The organism is Xanthomonas axonopodis, assembly GCF_001304695.1.
Lineage (GTDB): Bacteria > Pseudomonadota > Gammaproteobacteria > Xanthomonadales > Xanthomonadaceae > Xanthomonas > Xanthomonas axonopodis.
Genome location: NZ_JFAQ01000008.1, coordinates 56,981 through 79,564, shown reverse-complemented (window position 1 = coordinate 79,564; position 22,584 = coordinate 56,981). Strand labels below are relative to the sequence as shown.

Genomic DNA, 22,584 nt, shown 5'->3' with positions numbered 1-22,584 from the left:
TCAGGACGGGGGGACGTCGGCAGTCCAGCAAGAATAAGTCGATCTTCACGACCGGCAGCTATAACATTACCGACAGCATCACCTTCAAGTCGACGGCGATGTATTCCGAGCGCGACTCCAATCGCCAGATTGCCGGCTACCCGCTCAACGCTCGTTCGCAGCCGCAGTTTCCGGTGGCGATCAGTGACAACAGTTACTACAACCCGGTCGGCCAGGACATCACCAGCTGGTTCCGCCGCACGGTTGAATTGCCGCGCACCACCGACAGCAACGTCAAGTCCACCCACTTCGATGCCGCGCTGGAAGGCGTGTTCGACGTTGGCAGCCATGGCTGGAACTGGGACGTGGGCTTCAACTACAACAAGTACGATGTGACGCAGGTTTCGCGCGGCAACATCAACCTGTTGGCGTTGCAAAAGGCATTGGGTCCGTCGTTCCTCAATGCACAGGGTCAGGTGCAGTGCGGTATCGCAGCGGCTCCGATCGCGCTGGGTACCAGCAATGCGCTGGGCCAGTGCACCCCGTTCAACATCTTGGGCGGCCCGTCGGCCTCCACGCCGAACGCGCTGCAGTACATCAATGCATTGGGTCAGGCCACGTAGCAGAGCCTGAGCAAGCAGTGGACCGCCAACGTCACCGGTGGTCTGTTCGACCTGCCGGCAGGCGAGCTGGGCTTCGCTGCAGGTGTCGAGCACCGCGAGATCAGCGGTTACGACTACCCGGATCAGTTGTCCAGCGCTGGTTACACCACCGACCTGGCTGCGCAGGCCACCGAAGGTCGCTACCAGACCAACGAAGCATATCTGGAGTTGTTGATCCCGGTGTTGAAGGATCTGCGGGGCGCCAAGGAACTGTCGTTCGACGTGGCTGCGCGCTACAGCAACTACAGCCGTTTCGGCGACACCACCAACAGCAAGTTCAGCTTCACCTGGAAGCCGATCGACGACTTGCTGGTGCGTGGCACTTACGGCACGGGTTTCCGTGCGCCTACCTTGGATGACACCTTCGGTGGCGGCTCGCAGAGCTTCGATGCCTTCACCGATCCGTGCGATGCGACCTTCGGTTCTCTGGGCAATGCCGGTGTGGCAGCGCGTTGTTCCGCCGAGGGTTTGGCGAGCAACTTCCGTCAGACCGACACTGCGAACAATCCGGTCACCAAGCGCGACGTGCAGGGCAACTCTCCGTTCAATGCTGGCGTCGGTAACGCCGAACTTGAGCCCGAGCGCAGCATCACCCGTACCGTGGGCATGGTGTATAGCCCGCATTGGGTGCAGGGCCTGGACTTGTCGCTGGACTGGTACCGCATTTCGATCTCCAACATCATCACCGCACTGTCGGCCAATGATGTGTTGAATAACTGCTACCTCAACAGCCTGGCCAACTACTGCGCCGACTACGGCCGTGACCCGATTACTGGTCAGGTCACCACGCTGAGCCGCGGCAATGTCAACCTGGGTCGTCTGGAAACCGAAGGCTACAACTTCGGCGTGCGTTACCGCATGCCGGAAACCGCCTACGGCAAATTCGCGGTCAACCTGGACACCAACTACCTGGCTACCTACAAGTCGCAGGCACAGTCGGATGCGGATTGGGCGAACTACGCTGGTTACTGGAACTTCCCGCGCGTGCGCGCCACCTTGGGTCTGGACTGGTCGCTTGGTTCGCTGTCGGCTAACTGGGATCTGCGTTACTACGGCGGCTTCCGCGATTACTGCTGGGATGCATCGGCAGGCATCGAGTGCAACGACCCGAGCTACCAGACGCCGAACCCGGGTTGGGGCGGTGGCACCGGTTCCAACAAGAAGGGCTCGATTTCCTATCAGGACGTCTCGGTCACTTGGCAGGCTTCGTGGGATGGCAGCGTGACGGTTGGTGCCCGTAACATCTGGAATAAGCAGCCGCCGATCACCTATTCGATCACCAACAGCAGCACCGCTGCGATCGATCCGATGCTCGACTACGACCGCTTCCTGTTCGTGCAGTACAACCAGCGCTTCTGATCATCGAAGTGTTGTGAGCAGAAAAAAGCGGGCCGGAAGGCCCGCTTTTTTTGTGTCTGTGACTGGCGGTGCCGAGTGTGCTGCGTGCCCAAAAGGGGCGGCGATTGCCAGGTGGTGGGTAGACAATTGGAGTACTGCCGAACGACGCAATACATTCTCCCGGAGTTCGGTCAAAGGCTCATGGCGCGAACTACTGGATGCGTGTGCGCGATCAAAGATTATTCGAGTGGCAGGTCTGGGGTCGATCAGAGCTGCACGGGTATCGATCTGGATAGCGGGTGTTTCATGCGCTTTATCGCAACTGGACTTGCCGATTGTCCGCTCCTGGCGTGGTCGCTCTGCAAGCCGCAATGCTCGCCGTGCTTTCTGCAGACGCCAATCCCGAGTGCGTCGTGTAGCGGCAAAAGGCCAAAGAAAAAGGCGCGATGTCATCGCGCCTTTGGTGACTTCAATCGCTGCATCCCCCACCGACACTGCTTACGCCTCGGCAAGCCCCAGCAACGTGTCGGCCTGTTCGCGCCAGCTCGGCAGGCGGGCGATGACGCCAACTTTGGTCAGGTACTCTTCGTCCACGCTTTCGCCGCTGGCCAATGCCGTGGCGACATGCACTGCGCCGGTGACCCAGAAGCTGCGCATGCTGGAGCGCAGCGGATGGCGATGGAAGGCCACCGCTTCGATGATGGGCATGGGCAAGCCCCACAGACCGAGCAGGTAGGCGCCGGCTTCGGTATGACCCAGGCGTTCGTCGCCGCCTTCTGCCGGCGGTTCGCGCTCGTCGCGCGCGCCCGGCAGCAGTAGGCCGATGTCGGCCAGCAATGCGGCGGTGGAGCCGAGTTCTGCGCTGGTCGGCGGGAGCACCTTGGCCGCCAGGCGCGAGGAGAGCAGGGCGCGGCGCTGCATCGCGTTGCGCTCGGCCGGCGTGAGCGTCTGGACCGAAAACACTTCGCTGGCCAGTACAAGGTCGCGCAGCGTGGCCACGCCCAGGCGGTTCACCGCCGTGCGCAGATCGGTGATGCTGCTGCCACCGGAAAAGAAGGCCGAATTGCACAATTGCAGCACTTTCGCCGCGATCGCCGGATCGCCGGCGATCAGCTTGGCGATATCGGCTGCATCGGCGCCGTCGTCCTCTTCCAGCGCATGCATCAGGCTCAGGTACAGGTGCGGAGGCGAGGGCAGCTTTTCGATCCGCCCGATCGCCGCGCGCAGGCGCGGATTGCTGAGCAGCTCGCGCAGTTCTTCCAGGCTGGTGACCGCTTCGAGCAGCACTTCGGGTGCCAGCGGCATCGGCAAGAAGCGATGCGCCACGCCGATGATGCGGGCCGGCGGCGTGCGCTGGCCGCCTTGCGCATCGATCAACGCAATACGAATGGTGTCCGGGCGCAGCGTGCGGATTTGCCCCAGCAAGGTGGCGGCAGTCAGGTCCGGCAGCACCGGGGCAACGATAACGGCGTCGAACGGCGACAGCGCGGCTGCTTCGATCGCCGAATTGCCATCGGCTACCTGCTGCGCCTGCCACTGATCGCCCAGGTCGGCGACATAGGCGACAAGGTCGGACGGAAGACTGGCTTCGTCCCCAACAAACAGAATACGCAAGACACTTCCCCAGAAGTCACCGGTGACAGACACCGGCAAAACGCTTTCGGCAATGTACCCAATCTGCCGACTGCGGTCACCGGGATCACGCCAAAAGCGTGATCCCGGTCGCCCCTCCCCACGTGTGGGCAGCGTCACGATCGATGGATCAGGGTGCGTCGGAATGGTAGCGTTCCACCGACTCGTTCAGGATGCGCTTGGCCTCGGCCGCGCCGCCCCAGCCATCCAGCTTGACCCACTTGCCTTTCTCCAAATCCTTGTAATGCTCGAAGAAGTGGCCGATACGCTCCATCCAGTGGCTGGACACCTGGTTGATGTCTTCGATGTGCGCGTAGCCGGAGAAGATCTTTTCGATCGGCACAGCCAGGATCTTTTCGTCGCTGCCGGCCTCGTCGCTCATGCGCAGCACGCCCACCGGACGGCAGCGCACCACCGAGCCTGGCACCAATGGCAACGGCAGCACCACCAGCACGTCGGCCGGGTCGCCATCGCCGCACAAGGTGTTGGGCACGTAGCCATAGTTGCAGGGGTAACGCATCGGGGTCGACAGGATGCGGTCGACGAAGATCGCCCCGCTGGCCTTGTCGACTTCGTACTTGACCGGCTCGGAATCCTTGGGGATCTCGATGACGACATTGATTTCTTCCGGCAGATTCTTGCCAGAGGTGACCAGTTCAAGGCCCATGCGGGTAGCTCCGAGGCGTCAGCAGTGTGTGGAGCGCGATTCTACGCGTTCGGCTGTTGCGCTGCAGCGACACTGAATGGGCAATGTCCTGACCGCTGCGTACGGCATAGCCCGCGTTCATCGCGGGTGGCTGCCTGATCGTGGCGGCCCGGCCGGCGGCGCACGCTGCAGGTTCATCCACCGCATAGGAATTGCCAATGTCCAGACTCGTGCGTTTGTTCGTCCTCCTGCTGCTGTCCCCTGCTGCCCAGATCGCCGCCGCCACGCCTCCACCCACCTATGTGGATGCGGTGGACTGGCCCGCCAGTGGCGAGGGCTGGGAAGCGTTCATCGACCTGGAGCAGCGGCTGGACCGCGATTTCGACAATATCTGCGGCGACACCTTTTGTGGCGGCGACTTCAGCGACTACCAGCCGCTGCGCTTCCGCTGCTCGGTACATCGCGTCACCGGCGTGGTACGGAGCTGCATCTGGACCTTCGGCGCCAGTGAGGTCAGTGTCGACCCACGCAGCGGTTACTTGCGGTCGGACAGCCGGGTGTGGCGCTGCACGGCACCGCTCAAGGCCGGTACCCCCCTGGATGAGATGTATCGCACCCTTGCGGTGGCCAATCCGCTGTTCAAGCCACTGCCGGGCGGCGCACCGCCGATCTATGACGGCTTGATCGGCTGCCTGTAATCGTTGGCCGGAGCAGGGCGGGGCTCGCCAGCACGGGCAAGCCCCTTCCGCCTGGCGGCGCCATTTTCGTTTCGACGATGGGCGCCGCCAGCAGGAGCCGGCGTGATGCCGATCCTGAGCTGGTATGCGCAGATGACCGGGCCCGGCGGCGCCCTTACTGGCTTGGTCCATATGCCGCACCGTTGCCGCTTTCCGTATTGCCGGATTCGGACCTGCCGCGACTCGTGTAGGTGGTCGGCTGATTCCCGTCGTCACGACCGCAGGTCACGCGACCTTCGGTCATCGCAGCGCTACAGCAAGGGCACGAGCAACAAGGCCACGATGTTGATGATCTTGATCAACGGGTTGATCGCCGGCCCCGCGGTGTCCTTGTACGGGTCACCGACCGTGTCGCCGGTAATCGCAGCCTTGTGCGCCTCGCTGCCTTTCCCGCCGAAGTGGCCATCCTCGATGTATTTCTTGGCGTTGTCCCAGCCGCCGCCACCGGTGGTCATCGAGATCGCCAGGAACAAGCCAGTGACAATCGTGCCGATCAACAAGCCACCCAATGCACGCGGCCCCAGTAGCAACCCGACAACGATCGGAACCACCACCGGCAGCAGCGAAGGCACGATCATTTCGCCAATTGCCGAGCGGGTCAGCATGTCGACAGCGCGGTCGTATTGGGGCTTGGCGGTGCCGGCCATGATGCCGGGAAGTTCGCGGAACTGGCGGCGCACTTCTTCCACCACCGCGCCCGCGGCGCGGCCGACCGCTTCCATCGCCATCGCACCGAAGAGATACGGAATCAGCCCGCCAATCAGCAGCCCGATGATCACCGTGTGGTCGGATAGATCGAAGGCGTACACCTGGTGGGGATTGGCCGCCTGCAGGTTGTGTGTGTAGTCGGCAAACAGCACCAGCGCAGCCAGCGCCGCCGATCCGATCGCATAGCCCTTGGTCACTGCCTTGGTGGTGTTGCCTACTGCGTCCAGCGGGTCGGTAATGTTGCGGACCTCAGGGGGGAGCTCGGCCATCTCGGCGATGCCGCCGGCGTTATCGGTAATCGGCCCATACGCATCCAGCGCAACGATCATGCCGGCCATCGACAACATGGCCGTTGCTGCAATCGCAATGCCGTACAAGCCGCCGAAATGGAACGCCCCCCAGATTGCCGCGCAGACCGCGATCACCGGCAGCGCGGTAGCTTTCATCGAAATACCGAGCCCTGCGATGATGTTGGTGCCGTGGCCGGTGGTGCTGGCCGATGCAACATGCTGCACCGGGGTGTACTGCGTGCCGGTGTAGTACTCGGTAATCCACACGATCAGGCCGGTGAGCACAAGGCCGATCAGTGCGCAGGCGTACAATGCCGTGGCGCCGTGGGTGTTGTCGCGCAGGCAGCAGTGCAGGGATGTGCCAGGCCATCGATCAAGCCAAATACGTAAGGCGCACTCTGGCCGATTCCGCTAGTCCCAGATACTGTCGCGACTTGCCACGAGCATGATGTGTCGCAAACCGTGTGCTGAGCCAGTTCTGCGTGCAGCGCTGGACAGATGCGCATCGATCCGCTCGAACGGCTTGCATGCCAGTGAATGCGGTAGAAAGTAGATGCAGAAAATTTATATTCCAGATGATTGCGATTTTCCGCTTTTGTTCATGTTCTGATTTGTATTTTAAAAACTATTCAATGATGGTGATAAAAGCGATGACGAAAAAAATTCATTTGACTTTCGACGACGGTCCTCATCCGATCAACACCCCAAAAGTGCTCGACATCCTTTCCACGCATGGCATCACCGCGACTTTCTTCGTCCTTGGTGAACGTATTGCCGCTTATGGCAGTATCGCCGCACGCGCCGTCGCGGAGGGACATCGTGTTGGCAATCACAGTTTCGATCATGAGCAACTTAGCTCCTTGAGCGAAGCGCAGATTTACGCGGAGATAAAGAAGACAGAAGCGGCGCTTTCCAAGTACATTCCCATTGATCGCATCGTGCGGCCTCCCTACGGTGCCCGCAATGCCAAGGTAGACAAAGTGCTGGAGTCGCTTGACTATCGCACCGTGATGTGGACGGTGGATACCGAGGACTGGAAGCGTATACCTGATGCCTGGGTCGAGTATGGTCTGCAGCAGATCCAGTCGCGTGAGACCAGTTTAGTCCTGATGCACGATATTCATAAGACTACCGTCGATCATCTGGATGCCTTCATCAAGGGAATCCTGGCGTTGGGTAATGTGGAATTCGTCAATCTACAAGCTGTGACTGACATTCCGCCGCCAGTCAGCGATTGGGTGATGGGCCAGTAAGCCAGCGCTGCCAGCATGCCCGATACGATCACGCCTTTGTAAAGCGCACCCATGATCGAACCGCCGTCTTTGACCTTGACGAAGGCCGCCCCCACGATCGAGGCGATGATCGATACCCCGCCGAGCACCAATGGATAGAGCACGGCATGCGGACCGGTGTCGGCCAGCGTCAGACTGCCGAGCAGCATCGTGGCGATCACGGTGACCGCGTAGGTCTCGAACAGATCGGCGGCCATGCCTGCGCAGTCGCCCACATTGTCGCCGACATTGTCGGCAATCACCGCCGGGTTGCGTGGATCGTCCTCGGGAATGCCGGCCTCGACCTTGCCGACAAGATCGGCGCCCACATCCGCGCCCTTGGTGAAAATTCCGCCACCCAGGCGCGCGAAGATCGAGATCAACGACGACCCGAACGCCACCCCGACCAATGCATGCAGGTTTTTTTGCTCCATTGGCAGCCCCATGCCTTGCAGCACAGCAAAGTAGCCGGACACGCCGACCAGCCCGAGACCGACCACCAGCATGCCGGTGATCGCGCCACCACGGAACGCCACATCCATCGCCTTGCCGATGCCATGCCGCGCCGCTTCGGCAGTCCGGACATTGGCACGTACCGAGACGTTCATGCCGATATAGCCAGCTAACCCGGACAACACTGCGCCAAGCGCAAACCCGATCGCGGTGTACCAACTCAGGAACAGCCCGACCAACACGAACAGCACTGTCCCAGCAACCGAAATGGTGAGGTATTGCCGGTTGAGATAGGCACGCGCGCCTTCCTGGATCGCGGCGGCGATCTCCTGCATGCGTGCATTGCCGCTCGGCTGCGCGGACACCCAGCGCGCCGACACGATTCCATAGACGATTGCCAAGACCGCACAACCCAGCGCAAGCCACAACCCGTAGTGTTCCAGCATGACACCTCCCAAGAAAATGGATGTCGTCCGGTCGGGACGAACCAAGGGCGATGCACACAACGAGTGGACTGACGAATACGGACTCGACGGCCGCCTGGGCCGTAATGCGCGTCGCGAATGTTCAGGTGGCCGGATCGCGACCGAGTATGCGCCGCGGCTCGCGTGGCGACCAGCGTTACGGCTTTGGCGTGTCGTTCAGTTGCGGCGTGACAGCCTGCGGCCAATGTGATTCGGTCGACCCAGGAGTGTCCATGCCCCACCATGCTGCGCAAAAATACGCCGCGATGCTCGCGATGCTATTGCTGACGAGCCAAGCGTTTGCGGCAGAGCCCACGCCCGAACTCAAGCCGCGCGCACCCGGCACCGCGCAAGCGGTTGGTGCGGTGCACACCTTGCGGCAGATCCCGGAAGCCTGCGCACGCCTGGAAGGCGTATTTACCGAAAATGCTGCACAGCCGTACACATTGTCGGTGGTCCGCAGCAGCCCAACCTGCCAACCACGTGCACGCTTCGTGGATTTCGCCAAGGCCGCGCCCACTGTCGCCTCGGGCTGGATCTTCAACGATGTGATCCGTGTACCAAGCGCAGCGTGCCCGTCACAGCAAGCGGTCGTGCGCGTATGGCGCAAGCCGGTGGATGCGAAGCCGCAGCTCGATGGACAAGGCCAGTCTCGCATCTATCTGGAAGACGCTAAGCAGCAGGCCGCCGCCGGCAAGATTCCGCAGGTGCCCATGTTCGCCGCGCAGATGACGGTGGAAGGCAAGGCGTGTCAGTAATCTTCAGCGCTGCTAGAGAGTAGGAGCAGGCAAAAAAAGCGCAGCCGCCAAGCGGGAGCGGCCGGTGCTCGGAATCGCATATGCCACTCGTACACTACGGTTCCTGCATCGTTCACTCACGTGACGGCTGCTCGCTACGTTTCTCAACTTTCGGCGCCTGCTGGAGACCCATGGGCTTGCCGCACGGATGCTGGAAGCGGTCAACGCGCATCTGGCGCGCAAGGGCCAGAGCCTGCGGTCGGGCATGATCGTCGATGCAACGCTGATCGCTGCGCCCAGCTCAACCAAGAACGCAGACCATGCGCGCGACCCTGAGATGCATCAGACCAAGAAGGGCAATCAGTGGTATTTCGGGATGAAGGCGCACATCGGTGTGGATGAATTTTCCGGGCTGGTGCACCACGTGCAATGCACCGCAGCCAACGTGGCCGATGTCACGGTGACGCACGCATTGCTGCATGGCAAGGAAGACAGCGTGTTCGGCGACAGCGGCTATACCGGCGCGGACAAACGCCAAGAATTGCGGGACTGCGAGGCTGCATTTTTCATCGCCGCCAGGCCCTCGACGATGCAAGGCATCGGCAACACACGCGAGCGTGCTCGGGAACAGCGTTGGGAACACGTCAAGGCCAGCGTGCGCGCGAAGGTGGAGCATCCATTCCGGGTGATCAAGCGCCAGTTTAGCGACACCAAGGTCCGCTATCGCGGTCTGGCCAAGAACACGGCACAAGTGCTGACCTTGTTTGCGCTGTCGAACCTGTGGATGAAGCGAAAGCAGTTACTGCCTGCGATGGGGAGCGTGCGCCTGTAACCCGGGAAATTCCCAAGGAAAACGCCAGAAATGGCGAAAAATCCGAAGATCCAAACGCGACTCTCCGGAACGATGCCACCTTCCGCACTCTCAGGCCTCGTTGTTCAGACCTTCCCTAAAAGCGGGGGGATTACCCTGGCTCCATTTTTCATCTGCTTTATCCGTTCCAAGCCGGCAGCTTCTTCGCCACCGCGACATTCTTCAAACTCACATACTTCGGCAAGCCGTCGCTGCCGTAGGCCAGCGGGGCTTCGCCCTTGATCAACGGGGCGAAATAGCGGCGGGCGCGTTCGGTGATGCCGAAGCCGTCCTTGCGCAGGAAGCTGGGCGGCATCTTCTTTTCGTGATTGGCCACCTTGTGCAGGGGCGCGGGCACGATCTTCCAGCGGTATGGTGCGTCGCTGACACGCTCGATCACCGGGATCACCGCGTTCATGCCCTTGAGTGCGTATTGCACGGCAGCCTTGCCGAGCGCTTGCGCCTGTTCCCAGTCTGTCTTCGATGCGAGATGGCGCGCGGAGCGCTGGAGGTAATCGGGCAGCGTCCAGTGCACCTTGTAGCCGAGCCCCTGCTTGACCTGTGCGGCCAGGAACGCGGCCACGCCCCCTAGCTGCGCATGGCCGAACGAGTCGGCCGCGCCGCCGGCATCGGCGACGAACTTGCCGTGCGCGTCCTGGATGCCTTCGCTGGCCACCACCACGCACCAGCCGACCTTGTCCACCACCTGCTTCACCTTGGCCAGGAATGCAGCCTGATCAAAGGCGCGTTCAGGCAGCAGGATGATCTGCGGAGCATCGTCCGGGCCTTGCCCGGCCAGGCCTGCTGCTGCGGCCAGCCAACCGGCGTGGCGGCCCATCGCCTCATAGATGAAGACCTTGGTGGAGGTGTCGGCCATGGCGGCGACATCCAGTGCGGCCTCGCGTACCGAGACCGCGGTGTACTTGGCCGCCGAGCCGAAGCCGGGGCAGGTGTCGGTCACCGCCAGATCGTTGTCGATGGTCTTGGGCACGCCGATGCAGTGCAGCGGGTAACCATAGGCCTTTGCGAGTTGCGAGACCTTCCACGCGGTGTCGGCCGAGTCGTTGCCGCCGTTGTAGAGAAACCAGCGGACGTCGTGCGCGCGCAGCACCTCGAGCAGACGCTCGTACTTGGCGCCGTCTTCTTCCAGTGATTTGAGCTTGTAGCGGCACGAGCCGAATGCACCGCCGGGCGTTTGCGCCAGGGCGGCGATGGCGGCGGCGGACTCTTTGGAGGTGTCGATCAACTCCTCGCGCAAGGCGCCCAGGATGCCGTTGCGTGCGGCCAGCACCTTGATCTTGCGCGCGCGCGCCTCGGCGATGACGCCGGCTGCGGTGGCGTTGATGACGGCGGTGACGCCGCCGGATTGGGCATAGAGCAGGTTGCCAGTGGTCATAGCGGAACAGACTCCTCACATGGGGACAGTGCCGGGACATTCCCCGGATGCGGTAAGCTGCACAACCATACGGTCAGCGCCGGCGAAGACTGAGTCTAACGCCGCCCACCGCAACGCGTTTTTATTCGAAAGTGGAGTCCACTGATGCGATTGGTTCTATTGGGACCGCCCGGTTCGGGCAAGGGCACCCAGGCGACACGTCTCAAAGACACGTTTGACATTCCGCACATTTCCACCGGCGACCTGTTGCGCGCCGAAGTGGCCGCTGGCTCGCCGCTGGGGTTGAAGGCCAAGGAAGTGATGGCACGTGGCGACCTGGTGTCCGACGACATCCTGCTCGGCATGCTCGAGGCGCGCCTTGGCCAGGCCGATGTGGCCAAGGGCTTCATCCTAGATGGCTACCCGCGCAACGTGGCCCAGGCCAATGCGCTGGACGACTTGCTCGGCAAGATCGGTCAGCCGCTCGATGCCGTGGTGCAGCTGGATGTGGCCAGCGAGTTGCTGGTCGAGCGCATCGCCGGTCGTGCCAAGGCCGAAGGCCGCGAGGACGACAATCCGGAATCGGTGCGCAAGCGTCTGCAGGTCTATAACGATTCCACCGCACCGGTGATCGGCTTCTACGAGCAGCGCGGCAAGTTGGCGCGCGTGGATGGCGTGGGTTCGCTGGACGAAGTGCTGGAGCGCATCAGCAAGGCGCTCGGCCGCTGAGTCGGCAATGGGCCGGGAGCAAGGCCCGGTCGTGGGCAGGCGCGGCCTCTGGTCGCACTGCTTGCTCGCCGTGATCGCCCGGACCGCGGTGCCCAAACCCGAAAGAAAAACCCCGGACGTACAAGACGCCCGGGGCAGAATAACGCCAGTAGTAGACTTGCTCAGAGCCCCGAGAGCATGAGCTCCATGGGGATTTGGCCTCTTGGGGGAGTAGGACCAAGCGGATACTGCGACTGGCATTCAGCATGGTGAGCGATGTGGCTGGGTCCGCACATCGGGAAATTCTCGGCAATACGGCAGGAAATCCCCGGCACTTGGGCTTGCGTTGGATTGGAATGTCCGGCAACTGCGATCGGCGACAATAGGCGACATGAGCAAACTCCACATTCTCGGCATCGCCGGAACTTTCATGGGCGGTGTCGCCGCCCTGGCGCGTGAGCTGGGCTGGCAGGTGGAAGGCAGCGACCAGGCCATCTATCCGCCGATGTCCACACAGCTGGAAACACTGGGCATTGCGCTGGCGCAGGACTATGTGCCGTCCAATATTTCGCCGGACGCGACCGAGGTGGTTGTCGGGAATGCCCTGTCGCGCGGCAATCCGGCGGTGGAGGCGGTGCTGGATGCCGGCCGCCGCTACACCTCCGGCGCGCAATGGCTGGCCGAGCAGGTGCTGCCCGGCCGCGACACGCTGGCAGTGGCCGGCACCCACGGCAAGACCACCACCACCACCATCCTGAGCTACCTGCTGGAGGCGGCCGGGCGCGCGCCGGGGTTTCTGATCGGTGGTGTGGCCGAAGATTTCGGCGTGTCGGCGCGACTTGGCCAGGGGCGCGAATTCGTGGTGGAAGCCGACGAATACGACACCGCGTTCTTCGACAAGCGCAGCAAGTTCGTGCACTACCGGCCATTGGTGGCGATCCTCAATAACCTGGAATACGACCACGCCGACATCTTCCCGGACGTGGCTGCCATCCAGCGCCAGTTCCACCATCTGGTGCGCACGGTCCCCGCGCGCGGGCGTCTGATCGTTAACGGTGAAGACGCGCGCCTGGCCGAGGTGCTGGCGATGGGATGCTGGACGCCGGTGGAGCGGTTCGGGTTCGATGCGTCGCTGGAGTGGAGTGCGCGTTTGATCGCGGCCGATGGCAGCGCGTTTGCGGTGCTGCACCGTGGTGTGGAAATTGGCCAGGTGCAGTGGCCGTTGGTTGGGCGGCACAACGTCCTAAACGGGTTGGCGGCGCTGGCGGCGGTGCAGGCGGTAGGCGTGGATCCGGCGACGGTGATGGCGGCATTGGTGCAGTTTCAGAGCGTCAAGCGGCGGCTGGAAGTCATCGGCAGCGCGCGCGCGATCACCGTGTACGACGACTTTGCGCACCATCCCACCGCCATTGCGACGACGTTGCAGGGCTTGCGTGCGAAGGTCGGTGCGGCGCGTGTTGTGGTGGCAATGGAACCGCGTAGCAATTCCATGCGGCTGGGCGCGCATGCGCAGGCGCTGGCGCCGTCGTTGCACGATGCCGATGCGGTGGTGTTTCTGCATCGGCCGGAACTGGCCTGGGACGCCGCACCGATCATTGCGCAGGTACGCGGCCAGGCACGCGTGGTGCAGGACGTAGATGCTTTGCTGCACACGCTGGGCGAGATCGTCCAGCCCGGCGACCATGTGGTGTTCATGTCCAACGGTGGCTTCGATGGTGCGCCGCGTCGCTTCCTGGCGCAGTTGTCCTGATGGTGCCGCTCATGCCTGCCGGCGAGACCAGCACCTTGCCGCTGTTTCCGTTGCACAGCGTGTTGCTGCCCGGTGCGGCAATGGGGTTGCGCGTATTCGAGCGACGCTATCTGGATCTGGTGCGCGAGAGCGGCCGCAACGGCACCAGCTTCGGTGTTTGCCTGATTCTGGACGGCACCGAGGTTGGCGCGCCGGCAACGCCGGCTGCCTTCGGCACCGAGGTACGGATCGAAGATTTCGACGTCGGGGCCGATGGCGTGCTGGTGCTGCGCTTGCGCGGTACGCGCCGCTTCCGTGTGCAGCGTTCGCGTATCCGCGACAACGGTCTGGTCGTCGGCCAGGTGAGCTGGTGCGAGCCCGACAGCGACGACGAATTGCGCCCCGAGCACAGCCTGCTGGCCACGGTGCTTGAGCGGATGCTCGAACAGGTGGGTGGCGAATTCGCTTCGGTGGGGCCGGGTTTGCTGGATCAAGCCGCCTGGGTCGGCTGGCGGTTGGCCGAGCTGTTGCCGCTGACCGAGCAGCAGCGTCTGTCGCTGCTGCAGCAAGACGATCCGCATCGGCGGCTGGATCAATTGCTCGCGTGGATGCCGTAACACGCCCACGCAATGGCAGGCGAGCCCATCACTGCGCTTGCACCCTTGCAACGGCACACTTACCACGCTTGAGTGCGCTGTCGATCGCATCCACGCAACGGATGCCTGCAATAGCTGCACTTGCTATCGATCCACGGGAGTGAGCCTTGATCATCGACGTCAAACCGCGTGTGGCGGATGTGTTCAACCAGGTCTGGCGGACCCTGGCGGTGCTGTTCGTGTGGGATGTGTTGATCACGATCATCTACTACGTACTGCCGTTCCGCGCGCCGGCGTTGCCGTTGACCATCTTTGGCTCGGCGTTGGCGATATTCCTGGGTTTTCGGGCCAATTCGACCTATCAACGCTGGTGGGAAGGGCGCGTGCTGTGGGGCCAGATGATCAACGCATCGCGCAACCTGGTGCGTTTGAGCGTGAGCATTCTGTCCGCGCCGGAAGCCGCAGCGCTGGGGCGCAGCATCGCGCTGCGCCAGATCGCTTACGTCAATACCTTGCGCTGCCAGTTGCGTCGATTGCCGGTTGCCACCGCATTGCAGCCGCGTCTGGATGCCGATGAAGTGACCACGGTGATCACCCGCACCAACGTGGCCAACGGCTTGCTCGAGATCACCGGCCGCAGTGTGGAGCAGGCGCGGCGCGATGGCTGGATCGACAGCATCCAGCAGGCCAGCGTGGAGCGCATCCTGGTGGATATCGCCAACGCGCAGGGCGGCATGGAGCGCCTGAAAAATACCCCGTTGCCGTATCAGTACCGCTTCTATCCGAATTTTTTTACGCGGCTGTTCTGCGTGCTGCTGCCGATCGGTCTGGTGGAAACGCTGCAATACGCCACGCCGGTCGGTTCGACCGTGGCCGGGTTGATGTTTCTGGCAGTGCTGAAGATCGGCGATGAGCTAGTGGACCCATTCGCCAACACCACCCACGACCTGCCGCTGGACAGCATGTGCCGCACGGTGGAAATCGATGCGCTGCAGGCGATTGGCGAACAGGCACCGGAGCCGATGCAGCCAGTGGATGGCGTGCTGTGGTGAGGCATCGCGCGCCCGCTCAGCCAGGTTTTCAGCTTAAAAGTCAGCTGATCTGGACGACGCTACGTTGCGGCCATCGCGACAGCGCTCAAGAGATTGTTGGTAGCTCGGATCTACACAACTGCGCAATAGCCGCTCGCGGCTGCCGCCCGGTCCATCAACGACGTGGTCATGGCGGACCCGATGCTGCAGGATCGGACGCTGTGGTGTCCGCAGGCGGTGCAACGTTGTCTTTGTTCTCGCCACGCACCGCACTGCCTGAGGTGCTGTCGATCAGGATCACCGGCACCTGCGAGCGACGCCGCTGTTCCATGCGATGGGGCAGCGGGCCGAGCGCCTCGCGCAAGGCGCTCAGTGCAGGATCGACACCGCGCAGCGGGTACCACAGGCCGATCAGGCTGAAGTGGCGGCTGTAGCGCAAGGTCTGGGTGCTGCCCACCCACAACGGTTGTGCATCCGGCTGCAGGCGTGCGGCGGCCGGCCACAGGCGCAGCACATGCACGTGGCCGGGCGCGGCATGGCGCACCATCAACAGGGCTTCGACCTGGGTATCCAACGTGGCCGGCAGAATCGGTACTTCGTCCGGGCGGCCGCTGACATCGAGCAAGTGCAGCGCCTGTTCCCAGCCCGCCTGCGGCTGGACCCGCCAGCCGCGCGCCTGAAGCTGGCGCTGCAACGGAGCGAGCGGGCCGGCCAACTGGACGTCCAGCGGCCAGCGCTGATCGTCGTCGAATTCGTTGCGGCGTGCCGGCAGCAGGCGCCATTGGTCTTCCCACCACGCGTTTGCGGGCAACTCCATCAATGCCGGCGGTGGCGGTTCGAACTTGGCCAGCTTGGTCTCGAGGTTGCGTGGCGCAAAATAAATTGCGCAGCTTACGAACACCCCGTAGAAGATCCACGACACCGGCTTGACCCAGAACGCGCGCGTGGCACGGCGGCGGTAGGCAATGCCCAGCACCAGCAGCCAGAAGATGCCAAACAGCATGCCGCCGACGACGTCGCTGAGCCAGTGCGCACCGAGGTACAAACGCGCAAAACCGATCAGCGACACGATGGCGCCGCTGACCAGATACGGCCACACGCGGCGGCGGCCAGGCAACTCGCGCGCGATCAGAAGCGCGAAAAAGCCGAAGGCGATCGTGGCCATGGTGACCGCAACCGACGGGAAGCCGAATCCACTGCTGGCCGCAGGCGGGCGCACCACCTGTACGGTGGCGCCAAGCAGCTGCGTGAGCGCCAGGCCGAAGGCCAGCGCAATGACCCAATGGGCCACGGCCATCCAGCGACGACGCCAGGCCAGATAGCCCATCGCGGCGGCAATGGCCGGCAACAGCACCTGCCAGTCGCCCAACGAGGCCAGCGCCACCATCGGGTAGTCGGCCAACGGGTTGCGCAGCGCCAGCATCAGGTCGTGCACGGCCAGGTCCACGCGCAGCGGCTCGCCATGCGCCAGCACCACCATCAGCAGCACAAACCAGCCCCAGCCGAGCAGCAACAGCATCAAGGCCATCATGGCCAGCGGTACCGATTCGCGACGGCGCGGGTCGAATACGCCGACCGACCAATTCCCCAAGACCGGATGCCGGTGCGACCACTCCAGCAGGCGTGCCAGCAAGGCATCCAGATGGCCGGCCGACCAGCGGTACGAATACAGCACCACCGCCCAGGCAAGCCCGATCACCGCCGCCAGCAAGGCAACCACCACGAATAACCGCCCGGCCACCGCGGCCACTGCGTCGTAGGCCGTGCCCAGCACCCAGCCGGGCACCAGGAACAACAACGCCCACGACACGCAGGCCAGGCCGCTGGCAACCAGATACCGTTTGAACGGCATGCGCGACATGCCGGCAATCGCCGGCACGAACGGGCGCACTGCACCCACGTAGCGCGCAATCAGGATGCTTTTGAAGGCATTGCGTCGGAACAGCAGCTCGCCGCGCTCCAGCAATTGCGGGTAACGCCGGAATGGCCAGTAGGTGTGCAGCTGATGGCCCCAGCGATGGCCGACCCAGAAGCTCAGCGCATCGCCAACGAAGGCGCCCAGGGTGGCGCATCCCACCGCATAAGGGCCGTTGATCTGCCCGAGCCCGATGAGCACGCCAATGGCGAACAGCAACGGCAACGCAGGCACGATGGCGCCCAGCACGATCACCGCATCACAAAATGCGATGCCAAAGATCACCACGCCAGCCAAGGTGGGGTGGTGTCCGATCCACTCCAGCGTGGCGTCGATCCATGAGTTCATGTCTGAATTATAGGTGGGCGCGGCGGCACCTGATCTGCATCGTCCTCACATCGGGGGGATCGGCTTCACCTGAGGTTGCAGCCATGCAGCGGCCGCACGCGCGTATGCCACGGATGCGCGCAGCGAGACAGGCCTGCCGCCTACAATGGGGGATGAGTCACGACCCTGCAGCCAATCTGCCGCTGAAGTCCGATACGTTCGGGCGCATCCTGTTGGTCCGCGATGGCGAACGCATGTTCGTGCGTCGTGACGTGAGCGTGGCGCCGTGGCTGTTGCGTGGCGTGGCCTGGTGGCTGGCACGGCGCGAAGCGCTGGCCTTGCGCCAGCTGGATGGCGTGCCGCGCACACCGCGGCTGCTGCACTGGGACGGGCGGCACCTGGACCGCAGCTATCTGGACGGCGCTGCGATGTACCAGCGTCCGCCGCGCGGCGATCTGGCCTACTTCCGCTGCGCGCGCAGGCTGTTGCAGCAGCTGCATCGCCGCGGCGTGACCCACAACGATCTGGCCAAGGAAGCCAACTGGTTGGTGCAGGAGGACGGCAGCCCGGCGGTGATCGATTTCCAGCTGGCGGTGCGCGGCAACCCGCGCGCGCGCTGGATGCGTCTGCTTGCTCGCGAAGACCTGCGCCACCTGCTCAAGCACAAGCGCATGTATTGCCCGGCCGCACTGACCCCGGTGGAACGCCGCGTGCTCAAGCGCACCTCCTGGGTCCGCGAGCTGTGGTTCGCCACCGGCAAGCCGGTCTACCGCTTCGTGACCCGCCGCGTGCTGCACTGGGAAGACAACGAGGGGCAGGGGCCGAAGCCCTGAGGGGCGGGGATTGGTTGTTCGGGATTTGGGATTCGTAAAGGCGGTTGGTGCAGGGTTGGTGGTTGGTCGGTTGAAGCCAGCAGCTACGCGTTACGCGTCCCGATTGGTGCCGATTACCGGCTGTAAGCTCTGACGAATCCCTAATCCCGGCTCCCCAATCCCATGACGTTAAATGGCAAAACCTTGTTCATCACCGGTGCCTCGCGCGGGATTGGCTTGGCGATTGCGTTGCGGGCGGCGAGCGATGGGGCGGATGTGGCGATTGCGGCCAAGTCGGCGGTGGCCAATCCCAAGTTGCCTGGCACCATCCATAGCACGGCCGCGGCGGTGAATGCGGCCTGTGGGCAGGCGCTGGCGCTCAAGTGCGACATCCGCGACGAAGCGCAGGTGCGTGCGGCCGTGGCGGCGACGGTCGATGCGTTCGGCGGGATCGACATCCTGGTCAACAACGCCAGTGCGATCTGGTTGCGCGGTGCGCTGGACACGCCGATGAAGCGCTTCGATCTGATGCAGCAGGTCAACGCGCGCGGCAGTTTTCTGTGCGCTTAGAGTGGCTAACAAAACGTAGCGAGCGGTCGTCAGGTGGGCGTGGACGGCGCACAGGAACCGGAGTGTACGAGGGGTACATGAGGATTCCGAGCACCGGCCGCGCCCGCCTGGCGGCTGCGCAGTAGTTTTGTTAGCCGCTCTTAGGCGTGCCTGCCGCATCTGCTGTAGGCGGCCAATCCGCACATTCTCACCTTGGCCCCGCCGCCGTCGTTGAACCCGGCGTGGTGGGGCGCGCACACCGGCTACACGCTGGCCAAGATGGGCATGAGTCTGGTCACCCTGGGGTTGGCGGCAGAATTCGGCCCGCAAGGCGTGGCGATCAATGCGTTGTGGCCGCGTACCGTGATCGCCACTGACGCCATCAACATGCTTGCCGGTGTGGACGCCGCAGCCTGCCGTCGGCCGGAGATCATGGCCGACGCCGCACATGCGGTGCTGACGCGCGCCGCGGCCGGGTTTTACGGGCAGTTTCTGATCGATGACGAGGTCTTGGCCCAGGCCGGCGTCACCGACTTGCGCGGCGATGCAATGGATCCGTCGCGTGCCTTGCTGCCGGATCTGTTTCTGGACTGAGAGCAGCTGACCACAGGGCGAGCAGGTGTCGTGGGCGTGGACGGCATGCCGGAACCGCAGTGTACGAGTGGCACACGCTCTACCGAGCAATGGCCGCGTCCGCCTGACGGCGGCGGCGTGGTGTTGGCTGCTGCAGCGCCTCAGCCGTTGCCCAGCTCCGGCAGTGGCTCGGCACATTGGCGGCAATAACGTGCGTCGGCCGCGTGGCCTTCCAGCCCGCAGCGGGCGCAGTTGCGCGCGTCGCGTTTGCCGGAATGGCCTCCTTCGCGCAACGAGCTGGCCAGTTCGGCGGTATAGATGCCGGTGGGCACGGCGATGATGCTGTAGCCGATCAGGATCAGGGCCGAGGTGACGAAACGGCCTAGCGTGGTCTGCGGCACCAGATCGCCGAAACCCACCGTGGCCATGGTGACGATGGCCCAGTACATGCTGGTGGGGATGCTGGTAAAGCCGTGCTGCGGGCCTTCGATGATGTACATCGTGGCGCCGGCGATCACGGTGATGGTGAGCACGGTGAACAGGAACACCAACACCTTGCGACGGCTACGCCACAGCGCATCCAGCAATTGCCCGCTTTCTTCGATGTAGCGGGTGAGTTTGAGAATGCGGAACAGCCGCAGGATGCGCAGCACGCGCACCACCAACAGGGTCTGCGCGCCGGGCACGAAGAACGAGAGATAGCTGGGCAGGATCGACAGCAGATCGATCACGCCCCACACGCTGAGCGCGTAATGCAGCGGGCGCCGCACCACGGCCAGACGCAGCGCGTATTCGATGGTGAAGATCACCGTGAACGCCCATTCCAGCGGCACCAGCCAGTCCGCGGCATGCGAATGGATGCGCGGCACGCTGTCGATCATGATCACCACCACGCTCGCCAGGATCGCGACCACCAGCATCAGGTCGAAATTGCGCGAGGGGCGGGTGTCGTGGCGGTAGATGATGTCGAACCACTGCCGGCGCCAGCCATCGTCGGTGGCGGCAGTGAGTTGCGGATCGGAGAAAGGGCGCATGCGCGCATTGTGCCGCAGGCCGGCGAATGCGCGAGAATGTTGCTTTTCCCTCCGCTTCTGCGACCCAACCTCATGAGTACCGCTGCCGATTCGCCCCTGTCCCTCGCGCACTACTACCTGCCGGTGTATCGCCCGCGCCAGGTGGTGCTGGAGCGCGGGCAGGGTAGTCGTGTGTGGGACGATGCCGGGCGCGAGTACCTGGATCTATCGTCGGGTATTGCGGTGAGCGGGCTGGGCCATAACGACCCCGATCTGGTGGCTGCGCTCACCGAGCAGGCCGGCAAGCTGTGGCACACCAGCAACGTGTTTTTCAGTGCGCCGCCGCTGAAACTGGCCGAAGAACTGGTGAACGCCTCGCGTTTCGCGCACAAGGTGTTCCTGTGCAACTCCGGCACCGAGGCCAACGAGGCGGCGATCAAACTGGTGCGCAAGTGGGCCAGCAGCCAGTGCCGTCCGGCCGACAAGCGCGTCATCGTCACCTTTCGCGGCAGTTTCCATGGGCGCACGCTGGCATCGGTCACCGCCACCGCGCAGCCCAAGTACCAGGAAGGCTACGAGCCGCTGCCGGGTGGATTTCGCTACGTGGATTTCAACGACGTCGCGGCGCTGGAAGCGGCGATGGCCAGCGGCGATGTGGCGGCAGTGATGGTGGAGCCGATCCAGGGTGAGGGCGGGGTGATGCCGGCCGCGCCGGGCTTCCTGAGCCGCGTGCGCGCGCTGTGCGATCAGCACGATGCGTTGCTGGTGCTGGACGAGATTCAATGCGGCATGGGCCGCACCGGCACGCTGTTTGCGCATTGGCAGGAACAGGTGACGCCGGACATCGTGACCCTGGCCAAGGCGCTGGGAGGCGGTTTCCCGATCGGCGCGATGCTGGCCGGGCCCAAGGTGGCCGAAACCATGCAGTTTGGCGCGCACGGGACGACCTTCGGTGGCAATCCGCTGGCCGCGGCGGTGGCGCGCGTAGCGCTGCGCAAGCTGGCCTCGCCGCAGATTGCCGATAACGTGGTGCGGCAATCTGCGGCATTGCGCGCAGGTCTGGAAGCGCTCAACGCCGAGTTCGGCCTGTTTGCGCAGATTCGTGGGCGTGGCTTGATGCTGGGCGCGGTGCTGGCTCCGGAACACGCCGGCCAGGCGGGGGCGATCCTGGATCTGGCGGCCACGCATGGCTTGCTGCTGCTGCAGGCCGGCCCGGATGTGTTGCGTTTCGTGCCGGCACTGAATCTGACCGATGCCGAACTGGCCGATGGTCTGGCGCGTTTGCGTCTGGCCATCGCCGAGTACATCGCGCAGCCGTGATGTCGGGCGGTACTCGCGCGCCCTCTGGCCGGCACCATGCCGGCCAGAAGCGTGTTGGAGGATGCGTGGTGTGTGGCCTGCGGTGATGTCGTCCGCGTGGTCTTCCGATTCCCGGGTGGGATGGCTGTCTTCCGCCGTCCCCTTATGCCCCCCCGTTCCACGTCCCGGCCCCGCTTGCGACGCGGGGCGCGCCAGGGCACGCATGCGGTGCTTTCTCGCCCCGTGGGGAGAGCGGCCTTGTCTCATGCAAGTCCGTACCGCTTCAGCACCCGCCGCAATCCGCGGGCGTCGCGCACGGTGTCGGCGTGCAGGCCGGCCGCGCGTGCGCCACGCACGTTGACGAACAGGTCGTCGACAAACAACGTGCGTTCGGCACGTTGCTCGAGTTGCGCAAGCGCGCGCTGATAGACCGGCACATCCGGTTTGCGGCCGCCCATTGCGCCGCTGCACAGCACGCGGCCCCGCAACAACGGAAATAGCGATGGCACGATCCGCTCGATCGCTTCTTCCATCAGCGGGCCGTTATTGGTAAGCACTGCCACCGCCGTGGTCGTCGACACCGCCAGCACCTGTGTCACCACCAACGGGTCGGCGCGGCAGGCCGCCACGCGCGTATCGATCCAGGTTGCGCGATCGATCGGCTGCCTCAGCCCTTCGCTCAAACGCGCCAGATACGCCTGCGTGCCGATCGCGCCAGCATCGTAGGTGCGCTCCAAACCTTGCACGAACAACACCTCATGCACGCGCTGCGGTGAGCAACGCGCCGCTGCTGCAAGCGCGGCCATGCGCCGTGGCCGCGCGTGGTGCGCGAGCACGCCATCGAAATCCAGCAACAGCAGCGACGGTGGTGCAGGCGACATGGGTGTGCT

Annotated in this window: 15 protein-coding genes, 3 other RNA genes and 6 pseudogenes; 14 read left to right on the top strand and 10 right to left on the bottom strand. The window is 63.8% G+C overall.

All coding sequences use genetic code 11. From position 1 onward, the window contains the following. Positions 1 to 2,000: pseudogene (locus XAXN_RS00655) on the top strand (TonB-dependent receptor domain-containing protein); the annotation flags it as partial. A 477-nt stretch (positions 2,001 to 2,477) separates the two neighbouring features. Here XAXN_RS00655 and XAXN_RS00650 read toward each other — a convergent pair. Together XAXN_RS00650 and ppa are read right to left on the bottom strand one after the other, a co-directional pair. After that, positions 2,478 to 3,626, bottom strand: a complete 1,149-nt coding sequence (locus XAXN_RS00650) for an HDOD domain-containing protein (protein WP_054318119.1) — start codon at positions 3,624 to 3,626, stop codon at positions 2,478 to 2,480. 115 nt (positions 3,627 to 3,741) lie between these two features. After that, a complete protein-coding gene (gene ppa, locus XAXN_RS00645; protein WP_054318114.1) occupies positions 3,742 to 4,278 on the bottom strand; it encodes an inorganic diphosphatase in 537 nt (178 codons plus the stop codon). A 197-nt stretch (positions 4,279 to 4,475) separates the two neighbouring features. Between ppa and XAXN_RS00640 the strand changes: the two genes are divergently transcribed. Next, the gene (locus tag XAXN_RS00640; protein WP_054318113.1) at positions 4,476 to 4,955 is read left to right on the top strand and encodes a hypothetical protein; all 480 of its coding nucleotides are present in this window, start codon (positions 4,476 to 4,478) and stop codon (positions 4,953 to 4,955) included. Positions 4,956 to 5,245: 290 nt separating this feature from the next. Here XAXN_RS00640 and XAXN_RS00635 read toward each other — a convergent pair. Continuing rightward, positions 5,246 to 6,334: pseudogene (locus XAXN_RS00635) on the bottom strand (proton/sodium-translocating pyrophosphatase); the annotation flags it as partial. A 185-nt stretch (positions 6,335 to 6,519) separates the two neighbouring features. Here XAXN_RS00635 and XAXN_RS20180 point away from each other — a divergent pair. After that, on the top strand, positions 6,520 to 7,245 hold the full coding sequence (locus XAXN_RS20180; protein WP_342364467.1) for a polysaccharide deacetylase family protein: 726 nt from the start codon (positions 6,520 to 6,522) through the stop codon (positions 7,243 to 7,245). Here the strand turns inward: XAXN_RS20180 and XAXN_RS00625 are convergent. Next, positions 7,170 to 8,162, bottom strand: a pseudogene (locus XAXN_RS00625) (sodium/proton-translocating pyrophosphatase); the annotation flags it as partial. The gene XAXN_RS20180 and the pseudogene XAXN_RS00625 sit on opposite strands and share 76 nt — an antisense overlap. 251 nt (positions 8,163 to 8,413) lie before the next feature. Here XAXN_RS00625 and XAXN_RS00620 point away from each other — a divergent pair. The 3 genes and pseudogenes from XAXN_RS00620 to XAXN_RS00615 all read left to right on the top strand — a co-directional run. Continuing rightward, a complete protein-coding gene (locus tag XAXN_RS00620; RefSeq protein WP_134980437.1) occupies positions 8,414 to 8,938 on the top strand; it encodes a hypothetical protein in 525 nt (174 codons plus the stop codon). A gap of 78 nt (positions 8,939 to 9,016) precedes the next feature. Next, positions 9,017 to 9,087, top strand: a non-coding RNA gene (locus XAXN_RS20175) — sX9 sRNA. Beyond that, positions 9,075 to 9,749 (top strand): annotated as a pseudogene (locus XAXN_RS00615) (IS5 family transposase); the annotation flags it as partial. The gene XAXN_RS20175 and the pseudogene XAXN_RS00615, both read left to right, overlap by 13 nt. Positions 9,750 to 9,906: 157 nt before the next feature. On the opposite strand, the gene XAXN_RS00610 reads toward XAXN_RS00615, so the two are convergent. Continuing rightward, positions 9,907 to 11,163: a 6-phosphofructokinase gene (locus XAXN_RS00610; RefSeq protein ID WP_054318111.1), complete on the bottom strand. Its 1,257-nt coding sequence runs from the start codon at positions 11,161 to 11,163 to the stop codon at positions 9,907 to 9,909. Between the two features lie 144 nt (positions 11,164 to 11,307). On the opposite strand from XAXN_RS00610, the gene XAXN_RS00605 reads away from it, so the two are divergent. The 4 genes from XAXN_RS00605 (at position 11,308) to XAXN_RS00590 (ending at position 15,227) form a co-directional block, all read left to right on the top strand. Next, positions 11,308 to 11,871 carry an adenylate kinase gene (locus XAXN_RS00605; protein ID WP_054318110.1) on the top strand — a complete coding sequence of 188 codons (564 nt, stop codon included), beginning with the start codon at positions 11,308 to 11,310 and terminating at the stop codon, positions 11,869 to 11,871. A 361-nt stretch (positions 11,872 to 12,232) separates the two neighbouring features. Next, on the top strand, positions 12,233 to 13,600 hold the full coding sequence (gene mpl / locus XAXN_RS00600) for a UDP-N-acetylmuramate:L-alanyl-gamma-D-glutamyl-meso-diaminopimelate ligase (RefSeq protein WP_174515477.1): 1,368 nt from the start codon (positions 12,233 to 12,235) through the stop codon (positions 13,598 to 13,600). Further along, the gene (locus XAXN_RS00595) at positions 13,600 to 14,196 is read left to right on the top strand and encodes an LON peptidase substrate-binding domain-containing protein (RefSeq protein ID WP_054318108.1); all 597 of its coding nucleotides are present in this window, start codon (positions 13,600 to 13,602) and stop codon (positions 14,194 to 14,196) included. Before mpl ends, XAXN_RS00595 begins: the two co-directional genes overlap by 1 nt. A gap of 146 nt (positions 14,197 to 14,342) precedes the next feature. Further along, complete coding sequence (locus XAXN_RS00590; RefSeq protein ID WP_054318107.1) at positions 14,343 to 15,227, top strand: bestrophin family protein; 885 nt, start codon at positions 14,343 to 14,345, stop codon at positions 15,225 to 15,227. Positions 15,228 to 15,393: 166 nt separating this feature from the next. Here XAXN_RS00590 and XAXN_RS00585 read toward each other — a convergent pair whose 3' ends face one another. Next, entirely contained in the window at positions 15,394 to 17,469 is a 2,076-nt protein-coding gene (locus tag XAXN_RS00585) for a bifunctional DedA family/phosphatase PAP2 family protein (protein ID WP_054318106.1), read from the bottom strand. Positions 17,470 to 17,621: 152 nt separating this feature from the next. Here XAXN_RS00585 and XAXN_RS00580 point away from each other — a divergent pair, with 152 nt between their 5' ends. Beyond that, positions 17,622 to 18,281, top strand: a complete 660-nt coding sequence (locus XAXN_RS00580; protein WP_054318105.1) for a serine/threonine-protein kinase — start codon at positions 17,622 to 17,624, stop codon at positions 18,279 to 18,281. Between the two features lie 162 nt (positions 18,282 to 18,443). After that, positions 18,444 to 18,831 (top strand): annotated as a pseudogene (locus XAXN_RS20170) (SDR family NAD(P)-dependent oxidoreductase); the annotation flags it as partial. A gap of 2 nt (positions 18,832 to 18,833) precedes the next feature. On the opposite strand, the gene XAXN_RS20165 reads toward XAXN_RS20170, so the two are convergent. After that, positions 18,834 to 18,909, bottom strand: a non-coding RNA gene (locus XAXN_RS20165) — sX9 sRNA. 65 nt (positions 18,910 to 18,974) lie between these two features. Here XAXN_RS20165 and XAXN_RS20160 point away from each other — a divergent pair. After that, positions 18,975 to 19,403 (top strand): annotated as a pseudogene (locus XAXN_RS20160) (Rossmann-fold NAD(P)-binding domain-containing protein); the annotation flags it as partial. Between the two features lie 4 nt (positions 19,404 to 19,407). Here XAXN_RS20160 and XAXN_RS20155 read toward each other — a convergent pair. Beyond that, a non-coding RNA gene (locus XAXN_RS20155) (sX9 sRNA) lies at positions 19,408 to 19,479 on the bottom strand. 64 nt (positions 19,480 to 19,543) lie between these two features. Further along, a complete protein-coding gene (locus tag XAXN_RS00570; RefSeq protein WP_054318104.1) occupies positions 19,544 to 20,416 on the bottom strand; it encodes an ion transporter in 873 nt (290 codons plus the stop codon). Positions 20,417 to 20,488: 72 nt separating this feature from the next. Between XAXN_RS00570 and XAXN_RS00565 the strand changes: the two genes are divergently transcribed. Then, complete coding sequence (locus XAXN_RS00565) at positions 20,489 to 21,715, top strand: acetylornithine transaminase (RefSeq protein WP_054318103.1); 1,227 nt, start codon at positions 20,489 to 20,491, stop codon at positions 21,713 to 21,715. 242 nt (positions 21,716 to 21,957) lie between these two features. Here XAXN_RS00565 and XAXN_RS00560 read toward each other — a convergent pair whose 3' ends face one another. Then, positions 21,958 to 22,575 (bottom strand): HAD-IA family hydrolase, encoded by a 618-nt coding sequence (locus XAXN_RS00560; RefSeq protein WP_054318102.1) that lies wholly within the window; start codon positions 22,573 to 22,575, stop codon positions 21,958 to 21,960. Positions 22,576 to 22,584 lie beyond the last annotated feature (9 nt).

Coding starts and splice junctions, on each gene's coding strand:
- ppa (WP_054318114.1), bottom strand. CDS start 4,278: ATGGGCCTTGAACTGGTCACCTCTGGCAAGAATCTGCCGGAAGAAATC.
- XAXN_RS00640 (WP_054318113.1), top strand. CDS start 4,476: ATGTCCAGACTCGTGCGTTTGTTCGTCCTCCTGCTGCTGTCCCCTGCT.
- XAXN_RS20180 (WP_342364467.1), top strand. CDS start 6,520: ATGCCAGTGAATGCGGTAGAAAGTAGATGCAGAAAATTTATATTCCAG.
- XAXN_RS00620 (WP_134980437.1), top strand. CDS start 8,414: ATGCCCCACCATGCTGCGCAAAAATACGCCGCGATGCTCGCGATGCTA.
- XAXN_RS00610 (WP_054318111.1), bottom strand. CDS start 11,163: ATGACCACTGGCAACCTGCTCTATGCCCAATCCGGCGGCGTCACCGCC.
- XAXN_RS00605 (WP_054318110.1), top strand. CDS start 11,308: ATGCGATTGGTTCTATTGGGACCGCCCGGTTCGGGCAAGGGCACCCAG.
- XAXN_RS00595 (WP_054318108.1), top strand. CDS start 13,600: ATGGTGCCGCTCATGCCTGCCGGCGAGACCAGCACCTTGCCGCTGTTT.
- XAXN_RS00585 (WP_054318106.1), bottom strand. CDS start 17,469: ATGAACTCATGGATCGACGCCACGCTGGAGTGGATCGGACACCACCCC.
- XAXN_RS00580 (WP_054318105.1), top strand. CDS start 17,622: ATGAGTCACGACCCTGCAGCCAATCTGCCGCTGAAGTCCGATACGTTC.
- XAXN_RS00570 (WP_054318104.1), bottom strand. CDS start 20,416: ATGCGCCCTTTCTCCGATCCGCAACTCACTGCCGCCACCGACGATGGC.
- XAXN_RS00565 (WP_054318103.1), top strand. CDS start 20,489: ATGAGTACCGCTGCCGATTCGCCCCTGTCCCTCGCGCACTACTACCTG.
- XAXN_RS00560 (WP_054318102.1), bottom strand. CDS start 22,575: ATGTCGCCTGCACCACCGTCGCTGCTGTTGCTGGATTTCGATGGCGTG.